Annotated in this window: 15 protein-coding genes and 1 pseudogene; 10 read left to right on the forward strand and 6 right to left on the reverse strand. The window is 69.1% G+C overall.

Annotated features, from left to right (window positions below; all coding sequences use genetic code 11):
• Window positions 1-174 precede the first annotated feature (174 nt).
• Window positions 175-495, forward strand: a complete 321-nt coding sequence (locus ACQP1O_RS13675) for a helix-turn-helix domain-containing protein (protein WP_433566173.1) — start codon at window positions 175-177, stop codon at window positions 493-495.
• A gap of 67 nt (window positions 496-562) precedes the next feature.
• On the opposite strand, the gene ACQP1O_RS13680 is transcribed toward ACQP1O_RS13675, so the two are convergent.
• Window positions 563-1,345, reverse strand: a complete 783-nt coding sequence (locus ACQP1O_RS13680; protein WP_379429294.1) for an SDR family NAD(P)-dependent oxidoreductase — start codon at window positions 1,343-1,345, stop codon at window positions 563-565.
• A 98-nt stretch (window positions 1,346-1,443) separates the two neighbouring features.
• Between ACQP1O_RS13680 and ACQP1O_RS13685 the strand changes: the two genes are divergently transcribed.
• On the forward strand, window positions 1,444-2,067 hold the full coding sequence (locus ACQP1O_RS13685) for a TetR family transcriptional regulator (RefSeq protein WP_433566174.1): 624 nt from the start codon (window positions 1,444-1,446) through the stop codon (window positions 2,065-2,067).
• Window positions 2,068-2,185: 118 nt separating this feature from the next.
• Here ACQP1O_RS13685 and ACQP1O_RS13690 read toward each other — a convergent pair whose 3' ends face one another.
• On the reverse strand, window positions 2,186-2,773 hold the full coding sequence (locus ACQP1O_RS13690; protein ID WP_433566175.1) for a TetR/AcrR family transcriptional regulator: 588 nt from the start codon (window positions 2,771-2,773) through the stop codon (window positions 2,186-2,188).
• 203 nt (window positions 2,774-2,976) lie between these two features.
• Here ACQP1O_RS13690 and ACQP1O_RS13695 point away from each other — a divergent pair, with 203 nt between their 5' ends.
• Window positions 2,977-4,353 (forward strand): MFS transporter, encoded by a 1,377-nt coding sequence (locus ACQP1O_RS13695; RefSeq protein ID WP_433566176.1) that lies wholly within the window; start codon window positions 2,977-2,979, stop codon window positions 4,351-4,353.
• Between the two features lie 297 nt (window positions 4,354-4,650).
• On the forward strand, window positions 4,651-5,064 hold the full coding sequence (locus tag ACQP1O_RS13700; protein WP_433566177.1) for a DUF1707 SHOCT-like domain-containing protein: 414 nt from the start codon (window positions 4,651-4,653) through the stop codon (window positions 5,062-5,064).
• A 90-nt stretch (window positions 5,065-5,154) separates the two neighbouring features.
• On the opposite strand, the gene ACQP1O_RS13705 is transcribed toward ACQP1O_RS13700, so the two are convergent.
• A complete protein-coding gene (locus tag ACQP1O_RS13705) occupies window positions 5,155-5,607 on the reverse strand; it encodes a nuclear transport factor 2 family protein (RefSeq protein WP_433566178.1) in 453 nt (150 codons plus the stop codon).
• A gap of 227 nt (window positions 5,608-5,834) precedes the next feature.
• Between ACQP1O_RS13705 and ACQP1O_RS13710 the strand changes: the two genes are divergently transcribed.
• On the forward strand, window positions 5,835-6,608 hold the full coding sequence (locus ACQP1O_RS13710) for a DUF72 domain-containing protein (protein ID WP_433566179.1): 774 nt from the start codon (window positions 5,835-5,837) through the stop codon (window positions 6,606-6,608).
• A gap of 124 nt (window positions 6,609-6,732) precedes the next feature.
• On the opposite strand, the gene ACQP1O_RS13715 is transcribed toward ACQP1O_RS13710, so the two are convergent.
• Window positions 6,733-7,971: a PucR family transcriptional regulator gene (locus ACQP1O_RS13715; protein ID WP_433566180.1), complete on the reverse strand. Its 1,239-nt coding sequence runs from the start codon at window positions 7,969-7,971 to the stop codon at window positions 6,733-6,735.
• 177 nt (window positions 7,972-8,148) lie between these two features.
• Here ACQP1O_RS13715 and ACQP1O_RS13720 point away from each other — a divergent pair, with 177 nt between their 5' ends.
• The 4 genes and pseudogenes from ACQP1O_RS13720 to ACQP1O_RS13735 all read left to right on the forward strand — a co-directional run.
• Complete coding sequence (locus ACQP1O_RS13720; RefSeq protein ID WP_433566181.1) at window positions 8,149-9,726, forward strand: GMC family oxidoreductase; 1,578 nt, start codon at window positions 8,149-8,151, stop codon at window positions 9,724-9,726.
• Window positions 9,723-11,420, forward strand: coding sequence for an aldehyde dehydrogenase family protein (locus tag ACQP1O_RS13725; protein WP_433566182.1), 1,698 nt, complete (start codon window positions 9,723-9,725; stop codon window positions 11,418-11,420). The genes ACQP1O_RS13720 and ACQP1O_RS13725 overlap by 4 nt, the downstream gene beginning before the upstream one ends.
• 89 nt (window positions 11,421-11,509) lie before the next feature.
• Window positions 11,510-11,638 carry a hypothetical protein gene (locus tag ACQP1O_RS13730; protein WP_433566183.1) on the forward strand — a complete coding sequence of 43 codons (129 nt, stop codon included), beginning with the start codon at window positions 11,510-11,512 and terminating at the stop codon, window positions 11,636-11,638.
• Window positions 11,607-12,143, forward strand: a pseudogene (locus ACQP1O_RS13735) (AMP-binding enzyme); the annotation flags it as partial. The gene ACQP1O_RS13730 and the pseudogene ACQP1O_RS13735, both read left to right, overlap by 32 nt.
• Window positions 12,144-12,162: 19 nt before the next feature.
• On the opposite strand, the gene ACQP1O_RS13740 reads toward ACQP1O_RS13735, so the two are convergent.
• Together ACQP1O_RS13740 and ACQP1O_RS13745 are read right to left on the reverse strand one after the other, a co-directional pair.
• Window positions 12,163-13,122: a phosphotriesterase family protein gene (locus ACQP1O_RS13740; RefSeq protein WP_433566184.1), complete on the reverse strand. Its 960-nt coding sequence runs from the start codon at window positions 13,120-13,122 to the stop codon at window positions 12,163-12,165.
• On the reverse strand, window positions 13,119-14,621 hold the full coding sequence (locus ACQP1O_RS13745; protein ID WP_433566185.1) for a long-chain-fatty-acid--CoA ligase: 1,503 nt from the start codon (window positions 14,619-14,621) through the stop codon (window positions 13,119-13,121). The genes ACQP1O_RS13740 and ACQP1O_RS13745 overlap by 4 nt, the downstream gene beginning before the upstream one ends.
• Before the next feature lie 229 nt (window positions 14,622-14,850).
• Between ACQP1O_RS13745 and ACQP1O_RS13750 the strand changes: the two genes are divergently transcribed.
• Complete coding sequence (locus ACQP1O_RS13750; protein ID WP_433566186.1) at window positions 14,851-15,492, forward strand: TetR/AcrR family transcriptional regulator; 642 nt, start codon at window positions 14,851-14,853, stop codon at window positions 15,490-15,492.
• The last annotated feature ends 107 nt before the right edge of the window (window positions 15,493-15,599 follow it).

Here is a 15,599-nt window from a genome sequence, read left to right on the forward strand (position 1 = left end):
CTGGGACTGCGGATCGAGGAGCGGTGCATGGCGAAGATGGGTAGGCGGAAGCGGTCTCGGCTCATTACCCAGGGGGTGATCACTTCCGGGAAGGCACCGCGGATGCTGGATGCGCAGGGGGCGAAGGCGGAGTCTGTCGTTTCGGAGGCTACGGCGCCGGCCGTTTCGGAGCCGGTGGCCGTTGCGGCGGTTGCCGCAGAGGCTGCTGCCGAGGTTGCGAAGACCAGTGCCGCGGAGGCGGGCGGAGTGCCGGATATCAAGGCGCTCGCCGAGCGGGTGAAGGCGCGCCGGCAGGAGAACGGGTGGACGCAGGCCGAGGTGGCCAAGAAGGGTGGGCCGTCGGCCGGTGTGATCAGTCAGATCGAGCGGTGCCTGGTCGAAGCGCCCGCGGGGGACGTGCTGGACAAGCTGGATGTGGCGCTCGAATGGGCGGCGGGGACGGCCGACAGCATTCTGCGTGGGGCGTCGGCCGAACTGGTGGGTGCCGGACAGTAGTTGTGGCAGCAGGCCCCGATCGGATCGTCGATCGGGGCCCTGCCGTATCGATCGGGGCCCGGCGGTCTTACGTGTGGGCCGCGCCGTCGATGCGGATCTCGGTGCCGCTGATGAAGCGGCCGTCGTCGGAGACCAGCATGGCGATGACACCGGCGACGTTCTCGGGGCCGGCCAGTTCGGCCGGATTGTCCTGGGGCAGAACGGCGATCAGGCGGCCGAACAGCGACCAGTCGGCGTCCTGGGGGAGGTAGCCGGGGGTGGCGTCGGTGATGCCGGACTTGATGCCGCCGGGGGCGACGCTCACCGCGCGCAGGCCCTGCTTGCCGTATTCGAGGGCCAGGACATGGGTGAGAGTCTGGATGCCGCCCTTGCTGGCGGAGTACGCGGCCATGTACGGGTGGGCGAAGTTCGCCGAGGTCGAGCTGAAGTTGACGACCGTGCTGCGCGGGTTGGCGAGCAGGGCGGGCAGGGCCTCGCGGATCACCAGGAAGGTGCCGGTGAGGTTGACGTTGATGATCTGGTTCCACAGGTCCAGCGACGTCTCGTGGGTATGGGCCGCACGCAGCATCCCCGCCGCGTTCACCACCGCGTCCAGCCCGCCGAGCGCGTCGATGGCGGTGCGCACTCCCGCGACCACCTCGGACTCCACGCCGATATTCATCTCGACGGTGGTCAGCCGCGCGGCGGTGCCCGCCTCGGCGGCCTGCTTACGGGTCAGGGCGAGGCCCTCGGCATTGACGTCGGCGCCGGCGACGACCGCGCCCTCGGACAGCAGACGGAGGACGGTGGCCTGGCCGATTCCGGATCCGGCGCCGGTCACCAGAATGCGGCGCTGCTCGAGACGGTTCATGGATCACTTCCTGATCGGTGGAACTAGTTTCTGACACGATATGCCGAAAATGGCACGTCGCGCCATCAAACGTTTTGGGCCTCGGTACAGTTCCCCGGGTGACCAGCGAGCGAAACCGTGCCGGACGCCCGGCGCTCAGCGAGACCCGACGGGCGGCCACACGCCGGGAAGTGGCGCTGGTGGCCGCCCGGCTCTTCATCGAAAACGGTTATGCCGCAACGACCGTGGACGAGATCGCGGCGGCCGCGGGGATGGGTCTGCGCACGTTCTACCGGTATTTCGCCGGTAAGGAGGACGTCGTCGCGCCGCTGCTCGCCATCGGAACCCAGGCCTGGGCCGACGAACTCGCCGCCTGCCCGCCCGAGCTGTCGCTGCGGGAAGCCCTGAGCCGCTCGTATCGCACGGCCACGGTGGGCACGCTCGCGATCGAGGGCATCGCCGAGAGCCGCCTGCGTCCGTTGGTCCTGGCCGCAACCCAACTGCCCGCTCTGCGTGCGACCTGGCTGCGCGTCCAATACGACTGCGAAACCCAGCTCATCCCGATCATCGCCGCCCGCACCGGCCGCCCCGCCGACGACCTGGACGTCGCGCTCGCCGCCGCCATGGCCAATACCGCCGTCCGCCTGGCGACCGAACTCTGGGCAGCGGGGGAGGCGTCCGGCTCCGCCGCCGACGTCGTCGACACCTGCCTCGCCCGCCTCGCCGCCAACAGCTTGCTCTAGCACCCGGCGCCGAATCCCGCCGCGCTCACACCGCTGGTTCTCACGCGTGGTTCACCCAGCTCGATCCGAAGTCGTTTCCCTTGCTGGAGTGAGGTTTCGGCTGGGTCGAGGAACAGCCCTACAACCGCTGAGCGTCGGCCGGGGTGGCGCGCAGGCCGTCGAGGGTCACCGCGATCAGGCGTTCGGCGGCCTCGGGTGTGGTCTCGCAGGCGACGCCCAGGCCGTGCCCGAGCCTGATCAGGTCGCGCGGCTCGATGTCGGTGCGGATCGTGCCCGCGTCCCGCGCCGCCTGTACCAGCAGGGAGGCCGCCCCGGTGATCGCCTCGCGGCACAGCGTGAAGGTCGGCGTGTTGTGGTCCATGCCCGCCTTGAGGGTGGTGGCGAGGACGCGATTGGCCATCACCCACTCCACCTGTTCGCGCAGCCAGTACTCGAAAGCCGTCCCGGCCGTGTGGGTTTCGAGGAGGTCGTGGGCGCGTTGGCTCAAGTGCTCGATGCTGGAACGGTAGACGGCCTCGATCAGCACCTCACGATTGGGGAAGTGCCGGTACAGGGTGCCGATGCCGACCCCGGCGCGGCGCGCGATCTCCTCGAGCGGCGCCTCGGGGCCCAGTTCGGTGAAGGCCTGCTGGGCGGTGGTCACGATCCGCTCGTAGTTGCGGCGCGCGTCGGCGCGCATCGGCTTCCCGGTCGACGGTGCTTCCACGAACCCTCCACTAGAAACGGATGGACCCTCCGGTTAGGCTTGCGCAAATGGAGGAACCCTCCATATGATAACTCCATCGGAAACGGAGGCTTCCTCCGTTTGTATCCCATTCGATGGAGCATTCCTTGTCGACCACCCTTCCCTCGAACGCTGCCGTGCGCGTGCCGGCACCCGCTCGAGCCCCCCGGCTGCGGTCTGGAATCGTGCTGGCCACCCTGTTGACCTGCCAATTGATGATCGTTCTCGACATCACCGTGATGAATGTGGCGCTGCCGCGCATCCAGACCGACCTGCACTTCAGCGCCACCGGCCTGTCCTGGGTGATGAACTCCTACAGCCTGGCCTTCGGCGGATTACTGCTGCTCGGCGGGCGCGCCGGCGATCTGTTCGGCCGCCGCAACCTGTTCATCGCCGGCGCCACCCTGTTCACCCTGGCCTCCCTCGCGGGCGGGCTGGCGCCCTCCGCGGGCTGGCTGCTCGCCGCGCGCGTCGTGCAGGGCATCGGCGGGGCCATGGCCGGACCCAACACCCTCGCCCTGCTGACCACCACCTTCAGTGATCCGAAAGCCCGGATGCGCGTACTCGCGCTGTTCTCCGGAATGTCCAGTGCCGGTTTCGCTATCGGCCTCATCGTCGGCGGGCTGCTCACCGAATGGCTGAGCTGGCGCTCGGTGCTGTTCATCAATGTGCCGTTCGGGTTGATCGTCGTGGTGCTGGCGCTGCGCTACCTGCCCAGGGCCGAACGGCAGCCGGCCCACCTCGATCTGCCCGGCGCGCTGACCGCCAGCACCGGCGTGGCCGCTCTGGTCTACGGCTTCATCAACGCCGCCTCGGACGGCTGGGGGACTGCCACCACCGACATCTCCCTGGCGGCCGGCGCGATCCTGATCGCCGCATTCCTCGCCATCGAATCCCGTGCGGCCCAACCGCTACTGCCGCTGCGCCTGTTCGCCGACCGCAATCGCGCCACCGCCTACGTGAACATGTTCCTGGCGCCGATGGCGGGCATGTCGATGTTCTTCTTCCTCACCCAGTTCCTGCAGGACGTGCTCGGATTGAGTGCGCTGGCAACCGGTTTCGCCTTCCTGCCCACCGCCCTGCTGATGTTCACCATGATCCGGCTGATCCCGCGCCTGCTGCCCCGCTTCGGCCCGAAACCGGTGACCGTCACCGGCGCGGCCCTGATGGTGGCCGGCCTGGTCCTGCTCACCCAGCTGACGGCCGACAGCGGCTACTTCCCGCTGCTGTTCATCGCCATGATCCTGATGGGATGCGGTATCGGTCTGGCGGTTTCGCCCCTGAACGTCATCATCATGTCGAATGTCGACACCCATGAGGCGGGCGCGGCCGGCGGCGCACTGCAAACCCTCCAGCAGACCGGCGCCTCCCTCGGTCTGGCCATCCTGGTCACGGTCTTCGGCACCGCCTCCCGCAGCGCCGGCGGCTCGGCCCAGCACGCCCTGGTCGGCGGCATGACCACCGCCTTCGCGGCCGCCGCCGCCATCGCGGCCCTCACCTTCGTCGCCGCCCTCACCTTCCGTGCGGTCGGTCCGGCGGCGACAGCGGCCCGGCCCGGCTAGCCCCGGCAATATCCACGTCGGGTCGGATCACCGGCGTGCGGCCAAGGTTTCATCGAATGATCGGCCCACCACGAATCGTGGTGGGCCGATCGTCGTCTACTGAATCCCGGTGCCCCACACGGCGGTCAGCCACACCTGCCGGACGGCGGCCATATTGCGGGCGGCGGTGTCGGTGGCTGTGGTCTCTTCGCGCAGGACCGCGACCGTCATGGCGACGAGCACATCGAGCGCCAACGCTGATCGGCATTCGGATGCACTCGCGAGCGCGGTCGGGCCGGGGATGGCAGGATCGGGATTGTGAGTGAGCCGGTGCACCCCAACGATATTCGGATCTCCGACGCCGAACGGAAGAAACTCGAGGAGACGCTGCGCCGCGCTGTGGACGCCGGCGTGCTCGATCTCGGTGAGTTCGACAGCCGGGTGCAGTCGATCTGGCAGGCTCGTACCCGGGGCGAGCTGGCCAAGGTGTCCGCTGATCTGCCCGAGATCAAGGAACCGGGGCCATCGGGCGGGCGGATCGCCATGACGGTGCTGACCATTGTGTGGTTGTCGCTCAGTGGGCTGAATTTGATCGTGTGGCTGCTGCTGGGTGTCACGCTGGAGTGGTTCTATCCGTGGTGGGTGTGGGTGCTGGTGCCGCCGGGGGCGGTGCTGGGGACCTTGTGGGCGTGTGGAATCGGGCGGAAACCGGGCAACTCGAACCAGCGCTGACGTAGCGCCACCGCCCGACTCCCGATCGGCGACCCGCAACTGCCACCGCGACACTTCCTTCGGCCTGCACGGGTGGGACGGATCCGCCCGTCAGCTCTCCCGTGGGGCCGGGGTGCGTAGGTGCCGGCTCATGTCGCCGGTAAGCGTGATCTGCACCTGGCGCTCGGCGAACCGCCACTGGCCGGCACTGCGCTCGAAGCGGTCCCGGTAACGGCCGGCCGCCACCGGCTGCAGAGGCAGGTCCGGTGTGGCCTGGAACACCGTGAAATAGGAACGCGCCGTGGCGGTATCGGCATCCTCGCCGAATTCGACGGCGATGTTCGTGGTGACGTGATGGGTGCGCGGCGTCCCATCCTCGTACACGATCACCATGCCCCGGAACATCTTCTCGATCCGCTCACTCCCCGCGACCGACCCACCGCTGCCGCTGAACACCCCGTGTTCGAACAACGCCCCCACTCCGGCGAAATCCCCACTATCGACCAACTCGGCATACTTCGCGATCAAGTTCGTCACGGCAGTTGTATCGGCGGCTGAGCTCATGCCATCCGAGAGTAGGCCATCGTCTCCCCGATCACGGTCCGTTGATCGCGTGCAGGAGCCGTACGGCGGAGATGAACTGCCCCGGTGGTCCGCGAACAGTCGAATGGGCGCAAGGCCGTATGAAACGGAAGGATTTCACTGCTTTGGCGGGCCGCGGCCGGCGGTGGGACAGTGGGGTATGGCGTCCGGAGGTTTGCCCACGTGATGCGGGGCCGGGGAGGCGAGCCATGACGGTGTTCGTCGGGACATCGGGGTGGCAGTACGACGACTGGCGGGAGCTGGTGTACCCGCGAGGAGTCGGGCAGCGGCGGTGGCTCGAGGTGTATGCGCGGGGGTTCGGGGCGGTGGAGTTGAACGCGGCCTTCTATCGGCCGGTGGCGCGGACGACCTTCGAGGGGTGGCACGGACGGACGCCGGAGGATTTCGTGATGGCGGTGAAGGCCAGTCGGGTGGTCACCCACTATCGCCGGTTGCAGGACGTCGAGGTACCGCTCGAGCGGATGATCGATGCCGCGCGCGGTCTGGGGGACCGGTTGGGGCCGATACTGATTCAGCTGCCTCCCACCCTGACCGTCGAATCCGAGCGGCTCGACCGGGCGCTCAGGCTGATCCCCGCCGATTTGCGCGTGGCGGTCGAGCCGCGCCACGAGAGTTGGTGGGACGACCGGGTGCGGGCCGTGCTCGAAGCGCACGGTGCGGCACTGTGCTGGGCCGATCGGCTCGGGCGGCCGATCACGCCGCTGTGGCGCACGGCCGACTGGGCCTACGTCCGTTTCCATGAAGGTCCCGGCCGGTCCGCACCCCGCTACCCGAAACATGTTCTGGCCGAGTGGGTCCGGCGCATCGAGGACACCTGGGACGGGAATCACGACGCCTACGTCTTCTTCAACAACGATGTCGGTGGCGCGGCCGTCCGTGATGCGATCCGGATCGGCGAGCTGGTCAGCGCCGCGGGACGGCCGGTGGCCCGCACGCCCGATCGACTCCCACTCACACCCTGACGCCCGGCATCGGTGCAGCGCTGGGGGCCGGGCCAGTAGGCCGGGTGCCAGCGGTGATCCGCGGCAGTTCCTGGGTCGACTCGTCGAGCTCGCGGTGCAGCTGGACGCTGAACCCGGTTGCTGCTCAGGCCGGATCGAATCCGGCGAGCCGCGCGGCGTGCAGGGCGATGTACAGCTCCGCGGCGGCCTTCGGGTCCGAGCAACGGCGATCGGTCAGCGTCTCGATCCGCCGCAGCCGGTAGTGAATGGTGTTGCGGTGGTAGTGGAGCCGTTGCGCCACCTCGGTATTGGAGCCACCGCATTCGAACCACAGCTCGAGGGTATCGAGGAGGGTGTCGCGTTCCTCCGGCGGCAGCTCGAGCACCGGGCCCAGGACATCGTCCGCCAATTCCCGTGACGCCGAGGGCGCATGCGCGAGAACGAGCGGGATCGGCGTGCTGCCGTACGCGGTCACGGCCGGGCTGCCGGGTGGCGCGCACCGCCCCGCGAGTTCCGCCTCGCGCAAGGCGGTCCCCGCGGACCCCGGCGTCGGGAAGGGCCGGCTCACCCCGATTCGCCCGGTCGCGTGGGCGCGCAGGCGCGACAGCACCCGCTCGTGCGAGCGTGCGGTGGCCACATTGAGCAGCCCGATCCGCGCGCCCGGCTCGGTGAGCCAGATCGACTCGACGAAATCGGCCCGCAGCCGATCCTCGATCCCGAACAGCGGTTCGATTGCGCCGGAATCGGTTTCGGCGTGCACCACGACGAAACTGCCCAGCGGCGGCAGGTGCAGGGCCCGGGCGATATCGCGCTGGGTGGGATCGTCGGCCTCGCCGTCGAACAACCGCCGCAGCATGGCGCGGCGCTCGACGTCGTGGCGGCGGACCCGCTCGGTGAGGTAGTCGGCGTACGCGTCGGCGGCGGCGCCGGAATAGTCGTCCAGCAGCCGCCACATCTCCGAGCCGAGCTGCGGCAGCGCGTCCAGATTCGTCCCCCGCGCCGTGACGAGCGCGCGTTCCCACAGCAGCCGTCCCGCCAGCCGGTAAGCGTGCAGCACCGCCGCGATCGGCACACCCAGTTCCGCCTTGACCCGGCCCACCACGGTCGCCGGTTGCAGCCTCCGCCCGGCGCTCCCGGAGAGTTGTTCGAGCAGGGCGGCCAGATTGTCGCGGACGACGAGGTGCAGCTGCGCCTCGGTGAGGGCGGCCTCCGCGTAGGCGTTCTCGCCGGTGAGGATGCGGCCGACGAGTTCGGTGGTGAGATCGTCGACCTCGACGAGCAGCGTGCGCGCTACCGCGGTCGAACCGCTCGCCGCTACTGCGGTCGAACCGGTCGGCGGCACTGCGGTGGAGCCGTTGCGCGGCGGGCCGGTGAGCGCTGTCATGGATTCGATAGTAGGCACTTGCTCTCGACGCCGACTGTGCTCCAGCACAGTCGGCCGGGCGGCATCGCCAAACCCGCGCACATGGTGGGCGGATGCACCCGACCCGCAGTATCGACACCGACAGCGACAGTGACCCGGGTCATAGCCGACCCGGGTCGATCGATGAGGTGGAGAGAGGTGCCGACCGTGTACGACTACATCGTCGTAGGCGCGGGGTCCGCGGGATCCGTGCTGGCCAGCCGATTGTCCGAGGATCCGGCGGTCCGGGTGGCCGTGATCGAGGCCGGACCGCGGGACACCGCCGAGGAGATCCACCTGCCGGTCGCCTTCCCGTCCCTGTTCAAGAGCCCCCTGGACTGGGACTACGACACCGAACCCGAACCCCGGCTGCACAGCCGCCGCGCCTACCTGCCGCGCGGCCGCGTCCTGGGCGGATCCAGCTCCATGAACGCCATGATCTACATCCGTGGCGCCCGCGCCGATTACGACGCGTGGGCCGCGGCCGGCGCGGACGGGTGGAGCTACGACGAGGTGCTGCCGTACTTCGTGCAGGCCGAGGACAACGAGCGCGGCAAGGACGCCTACCACGGTGTGGGCGGGCCGCTGTCGGTCAGCGACAGCCGGTCGAATCATCCACTGGGCGAAGCATTCCTGCGCGCCGCCGAACAGGCCGGGCACACCCGCAACGACGATTTCAACGGCGTCACCCAGCTCGGCGTCGGCCGCTACCAGGTGACCCAGCGCAACGGTATGCGATGCAGTGCCGCGGTCGCCTACCTGCACCCGGCGCTGGAGCGGGCGAACCTGACGGTCGTCACCGATGCCCTCGCGCACCGGATCGTCATCGAGAACGGCCGGGCCACCGGTGTGGTGATCGGCCGCGACGGCAGCACCGAAACCATTCGGGCCCGGCGCGAAATCGTGCTGGCCGCAGGCGCTTACGGCTCCGCGCAGCTGCTGTTGCTGTCCGGCATCGGCCCCGCCGAACAGCTGGCGGCCTTCGGCATCGAGACCGTCCGCGATCTGCCGGTCGGGCAGAACCTGCAGGATCACCTGTCGGTGTTCCTCAACTACCGCACCGACCGCGAATCCCTGATGACCGCGCTCACACCCGAGAACCTGGGCCTGCTCCAGGAATCCGGTCGCGGCCCGCTGACCTCGAATATCGGTGAGACCGGCGGCTTCCTCGAAACCCGTGCCGGACTGGCGGGCCCGGACATCCAGTTCCACCAGGCCCCGGTCCTCTTCCACGGCGAGGGCATGGGCGCGGCGACCGAGCACGGCTACGCTTTCGGCCCCTGCCTGATCAACCCGACCAGCCGCGGCGAACTCACCCTCCGCTCGGCGGACCCGGCCACCGCGCCGCGCATCCGCCACAACTACCTCGACACCGAGGCCGACCGCGCGAGCATCGTCGCCGGACTGCGCAGCGCCCTCGACATCGCCGGCCGGCCCGCGCTGCGCGAGCTCACCACCGGCGAATTCCTCACTCCCGCTGGTGATTCCGACGCCGAGCTGCTCGACTTCGCGGCCCGCACCGCCCAGACCCTCTATCACCCCACCTCCACCTGCGCCATCGGCGCGGTCGTGGACCCGCGCCTGCGTGTACTGGGCGTCGCGGGCCTGCGCGTCGCCGATGCCTCGGTCATGCCGTCGGTGGTGCGGGGCAATACCAACGCGCCCACGATCATGATCGGCGAGAAGGCCGCCGTCATGCTCGCCGAGGACGCCGACTCGGAAGGAAACGCATCGTGACCACCACCGCCGCAGCGACCATCGACGCCACCGTCTCCGCACTACGGCAGGGCGAAATCGACTGGGCCCGAACCCCGCTGCCCGCCCGGCGGCAGCTGCTCGACCGGATTCACGCCAATACCGCACGCTACGCGCGGGAGTGGGTCGAGACCGCCGCCCGCATCAAGAAGCTGCCCCTGGACTCGCCGCTGCTCGGTGAGGAATGGGTGAGCGGCCCCTACTCGCTGCTCACCGGCGCGGCCGCGCTCGCGGAATCGCTGCTGGCACTGGAACAGGGCCGCAGCCCGGTCGACGGCTACCCGATCCACGCCGCCCCCGGCGGCCGCACCGCGGTCGACGTCTTCCCGCACGGCGTCTTCGATTGGCTGCTGCTCAACGGATTCCGCGCGGAGGTCTGGACCAGGCCCGGCGTCGACGCCGAAACCGTCCGCGCCCGAGCCGGTCTGGGACAGCGCACCCCGGCCGAGACCGGTGGCGTGGGCGTGGTCCTCGGCGCGGGCAATATCTTCTCCATCGCGCCGCTGGACGTGCTGTACCAGCTGTACGCCGACAACCGGGTGGTGGCGCTCAAGCTGAATCCGATCACCGACCCGCTGCTGCCGGTGCTGGAGAAGATCTTCGCGCCCCTGATCGAGGGCGGCTTCGTACGCCTGCTCACCGGCGCCCCCGAGGTCGGCACGGCGCTGGTGCACCATGCCGGTGTGGACGCGGTGCACATGACCGGCAGCGCGCTCACCCACGACGCCATCGTGTTCGGCACCGGCGAGGAAGGCGCGCGGAACAAGGCGGCGGGCACACCGAAACTGGGCAAGCCCATCACCAGCGAACTGGGCGGCGTCTCACCCACCATCGTGATCCCGGGGCGCTGGTCCGACGCCGACCTCCGGTTCCAGGCCGAGCACCTGGCCACCCAGCGTCTGCACAACAACGGCTACAACTGCGTCGCCGCGCAGGTCGCGGTGATCTCCGCGGACTGGCCTCAGAAGGACCGGTTCCTCGCCGAACTGCGCGCCGCGCTCGAGCGGGCGCCGCAGCGTCCGGACTACTACCCGGGCTCGGCCGCCCGCGTCGACGGCGCGCGGACGTCCTATCCCGGCGCCGAGCGGATCGGCGCGCGCACCCTCATCACCGGCCTGGTGCCGCACCGTGACGAAACCGCGCTGCGCACCGAGTATTTCGCCCCCGTGCTCGGGGTGCTCGAATTGGGCGGCGACGCAGCGGAATTCCTCACGCAGGCGGTCCGCGTGTCCAACGAGGAGTTCGAGGGCACCCTCGGCGTCAACATCATCGCCGACCCCGCCACCATCGACCGGCTGGGGGAGCATTTCGAGCGAGCCGTCGCCGACCTGCGGTACGGCACCGTCGCCATCAACGCCTGGACGGGCCTCGGCTACCTGACCGCCCGTGCCTCGTGGGGCGCCTTTCCCGGGCACACCCTCGCCGACATCCAGAGCGGAATCGGCGTGGTGCACAACGGCTTGCTGATCGCCGATCCGGAGCGCACCGTGGTCCGCGGCCCCTTCCGCCCCGTCCCGCGGTCGCTGCTGCGCGGCGAGTTCGCGCTCTCCCCGAAACCGCCGTGGTTCGTCACCAACCGCACCGGCGCCACCACCCTGCGGCGACTGACCAACTTCGCGAAGCGACCCGGCGCCGCCGCCCTGCCGGGCATCTTCGCCTCCGCGCTGCGCGGCTGAGCGCAGCGAACCGGCCGGGCGCGCCACTTCCGCGCACGGCGCACCCGGCCCGGTTCACCCGGGCTTCACCCGAGAAAGACATCTGCACAATGACTTACGACGAGCTCGACCTGCCGATGCCCAGCACCATGCAGGACGAACCGCTGTCCCTGGCCACCCTGCTGCGCTCTGCGAGCACGGTGCACCATCGGAGACGATGGCACCGAGCTGCCCCGTGACGGAAAATCGGTGGGAGAGCTGGAGGTTCGCGGCCCCTGGGTTACCGCCTCCTACTACTCGCCGGATGCCGCGGGAATCGGCGCCGACGCCTTCCGCGACGGCTGGCTGCGCACCGGCGACGTCGGCACCATCAGCGCCGACGGCTACCTCACCCTGGTCGACCGGGCCAAGGACATCATCAAATCCGGCGGTGAATGGATCTCCTCGGTCGATCTGGAGAACGCGCTCATGGCGCACCCCGACATCGCCGAGGCCGCCGTTTTCGGTGTGCCGGACGAGAAGTGGGACGAGCGACCCGTCGTGGCCGCCGCACTGCGCGCCGGAGCCGAACCCGACGCCGGTGCGCTCCGCGCGTTCCTGTCCGACAAGATCGCGAAATGGCAGCTCCCCGAACGCTGGACGTTCGTCTCCGAGGTGCCCAAGACCAGCGTCGGCAAGTTCGACAAGAAGGTGCTGCGCGCCCGCTACGCCGCCGGTGAACTCGCTATCGTCGTCCCCGACTGACGGAGAGGATTGCGCGCTATCATTTCTCGAAGTAGCGGCGCGGGTTCCGCACCAGGATGGTGTCGATGTCGTCCTCGGTGAGGCCCTTGGCGAGGAGGGCGGGGAGAACATCCTCGCTGATGTGGCGGTAGTTCCACTTCGGGGCGATCTGGGCCTTGGCGGCCGGGTCGAACCAGTCCATGAAACAGGCGGCGTCGTGGGCGATGACGATCTTGTCGCGGTAGCCGCGGCGGACGAGTTCCACGATGGTGTTCACGCGGTCCTCGAACGGCAGCAGGACATCGATGCCGAAGCGGTCCATGCCGAGATAGGAACCCGCGTCGGCCAATTCGGCGAGGTAGTCCAGATCGGTGGAATCCCCGGAGTGGCCGATCACCACGCGGGTCAGGTCCGCGCCCTCCTCCCGCAGCACCCGCTGGGCCACCAGCCCGGACCGGGTGTGCGGGTTGGTGTGCACGGTGATCGGCGCGCCCGTCCGCACCGCCGCCTGACCGACCGCGCGCATCACCCGTTCCACACCCGGCGTAAGCCCCGGTTCCTCGATGGCGCACTTGAGGAATCCCGCGCGCACGCCGGTCCCGGCGATGCCCTCGGTGAGGTCCTTGACGAACAGCTCCACCATCGGCTCGGGCATGTCCATCATCAAACCCGGTCCGTTGTAATGGAATTGGAACGGCAGGTCGTTGTAGGTGTAGATGCCGGTGGCGACGACGATATTCAGCTCGGTGCGGGCCGCGATCTGCTGGATGCGGGGGATATAGCGGCCCAGCCCCAGCACGGTCGGGTCCAGGATGGTGTCGATGCCCAGCGATTTCAGCTCGTCGAGCTGCCTCACGGCGTCGTCGACACGGGCCTGCTCGTCCCAGTCGCCGTAGTTCTGCCGGTACTCCTCGCCGAGCACGAAGACGTGCTCGTGCACCAGCACCCGGCCCAGCTCGCTGGAATCGACGGTGCCGGTGACGGTGGGGACGATGCTCATCGGGATGCCTTGTCTGTGAACAGGTTCGGGTCGATGGCGCGCTTGAGGATCTTGCCCGTCGCGCCCTTGGGCAGCTGGTCGGTGAAGGCGAAGCGGTGCGGCACCTTGTAGGCGGACAGGCGCTCCTTGGCCCAGGCGCGCAGCTCCCCGGGATCGAGTTCGACGCCGGGCGCGGTGGCCACCACCGCGCCGACCTCCTCGCCGTAGTGGTCGTCGGGCAGGCCGATCACCGCCACCTCGACAATGCCGGGATGCTCGTAGAGCACCTCCTCGACCTCGCGCGGATACACGTTGTAGCCGCCGCGAATGATGAGATCCTTTGCGCGGTCGACGATGTAGACGTAGCCGTCGGCGTCGACGCGACCCAGATCACCGGTGCGCAGCCAGCCGCCGGACAAATCCGCCGCCGTCGCGTCGGGGCGCTGCCAGTACCCCTTCATCACGCTGGGCCCGCGCATGAACAGCTCACCGACCGTATCGGCGGGCAGCACCGTGCCCTCCGGATCGCGCACCTCGATCGACGTGCCGGGCAGCGCGGTACCCACAGACCCGGTCCGCTGCTCGCGATCCAGGGGGTTGTAGGTCGCGGCCCCGCTGGACTCGGTCAGCCCATAGCCCTCGAGGATGGTGCAGCCGAAACGTTCCGAGAAGGACCGGATCACCTCCGCGGGCAGCGACGCGCCACCCGAGCAGGCCAGCCGCAGACTCGCGAAATCTTCCGGACCGTAGTCGCCGGCGCTGTGCAGCATGGCATTCCACATGGTCGGCACGCCCGCCACCACGGTGAGCCGGTGATCGCGGATCGTCTCGATCATCGCCCCCGGGACGAACGGCGACACCATGGAGAACGAACTGCCCGCGTGCAGGGTGGTGATCAGGCACACCGCCTGCCCGAACACATGGAACAGCGGCAGCCCGGTGCCGAAGCGCTCGTCGGGCGTGAGCCGCAGCTGATCGATGAAAATGCGTGCGGTCTCGATCAGATTGGCGACCGTGAGCTCCACGCCCTTCGGTTTGCCCGTGGTGCCCGAGGTGTAGAGCAGGATCGCGGTGTCGTCCGGATCGCGCCCGACCGGTTCGGAGATCGGCCGGGCGGGGGAGGTGTGCGCACCGGGCTCGAGCACCTGCACCGGGATGCCGCGCTCGGCGGCGGCCTGCTCGGCCGCGGTGCGCGCCAGATGCCAGGCGATGGCATACCGGGCACCGGAATCGTCGAGCACATAACCGATTTCGGGTGCGGTCGCCATGGTGTTCACCGGGATGGCGACGGCTCCGATCAGATGCGCGCCCAAGTAGGCGATCACGAACTCCGGCACGGTCGGCGCCACCAGCAGCACCCGATCTCCCACCGCGACACCGGATTCGGTGAGCCGACCGCCGAAGGCCGCACTGCGGCGGGCCAGCTCGGCGTAGGAGAGGGTGTCGTCCAGATGGCGCAGCGCGATGGCGTCGGGGCGTTCGGACGCGTGCTGCCAGATACGGTCGGCGACATTTGTCATGGAACATCCAGTTATGTAGAGGTCGAATAAGACGGGGTCGGAGTGGGCGGCATCACAACCCTGTGCGGGACCATATCTGAATCCGGTGTCAACTTCAATGGCAATCGCCGCCGCGGCGGCCGTGTGGGCGGGTGGGCCGGAGGCCGTCGGTGTGGGGCGATATGTGCTGGTATACGCGGTGATACGGTGGCAATCGGCAGCCGTCCCTGCGACCGAGTGAGGATCCGCCGTGACGTCCGAACCCGCCGACCGCGAGGCCGCGCCTCGCCGCGTGCCCCCGCGTACCAAGCGCGGAGAGCGCACCCGCGCCGCCCTCATCGCCGGGGCGCGCGAAGTGTTCGAACGCGACGGCTACCTCGACGCCAGGATCGCCGACATCTCCAAGGCCGCGGGCGCTGCCGCCGGCTCGTTCTACACCTACTTCGACAGCAAGGAAGAGATCTTCACCGCCGTCGTCGAGGAGGTGCAGGAGGAAATGCTGCACCCGCACGTGCGGGCCCGCACCGGCGTCACCGACCCGCGCGCGCTCGTCGAGGCCGCCAACCGGGAATACCTGTTGGCCTACAAGCGCAATGCGCGTCTGATGGCGGTGTTCGAAGAGGTCACCCAGGTCAACGAGAACTTCCGCGCGCTACGCCTGGAGCGCAACCGCGCCTTCATTCGGCGCAACGCCGGGATGATCCGCGAGCTGCAGGAATCCGGGCAGGCCAGTGTGGATCTCGATCCACTGATCACCGCTCAGGCGTTGTCGGTGATGGTCAGCCGCATGGCCTACATGGTCTTCGTCCAGAACCAGCGCATCGCCTTCGAGAAGCTGGTCGACACCCTGACCCAGCTGTGGGTCAACGCCCTGCAGGTGAAGTCCGAATAGCTCGCGTCCCCGCCCGATGGCCGGCGATTCCGCCTGCGCGGATCGCGGCGATGGCTGTGCGAGGGTCCAGGAATCTGAATCCGGGTTCGAGTTCGCGTCAGTTTCTC

It is taken from the genome of Nocardia sp. CA-151230, from assembly GCF_050942175.1.
Lineage (GTDB): Bacteria > Actinomycetota > Actinomycetes > Mycobacteriales > Mycobacteriaceae > Nocardia.

Coding starts and splice junctions, on each gene's coding strand:
- ACQP1O_RS13680 (WP_379429294.1), bottom strand. CDS start 1,345: ATGAACCGTCTCGAGCAGCGCCGCATTCTGGTGACCGGCGCCGGATCC.
- ACQP1O_RS13705 (WP_433566178.1), bottom strand. CDS start 5,607: ATGAGCTCAGCCGCCGATACAACTGCCGTGACGAACTTGATCGCGAAG.
- ACQP1O_RS13710 (WP_433566179.1), top strand. CDS start 5,835: ATGACGGTGTTCGTCGGGACATCGGGGTGGCAGTACGACGACTGGCGG.
- ACQP1O_RS13715 (WP_433566180.1), bottom strand. CDS start 7,971: ATGACAGCGCTCACCGGCCCGCCGCGCAACGGCTCCACCGCAGTGCCG.
- ACQP1O_RS13730 (WP_433566183.1), top strand. CDS start 11,510: ATGACTTACGACGAGCTCGACCTGCCGATGCCCAGCACCATGCAGGAC.
- ACQP1O_RS13740 (WP_433566184.1), bottom strand. CDS start 13,122: ATGAGCATCGTCCCCACCGTCACCGGCACCGTCGATTCCAGCGAGCTG.
- ACQP1O_RS13745 (WP_433566185.1), bottom strand. CDS start 14,621: ATGACAAATGTCGCCGACCGTATCTGGCAGCACGCGTCCGAACGCCCC.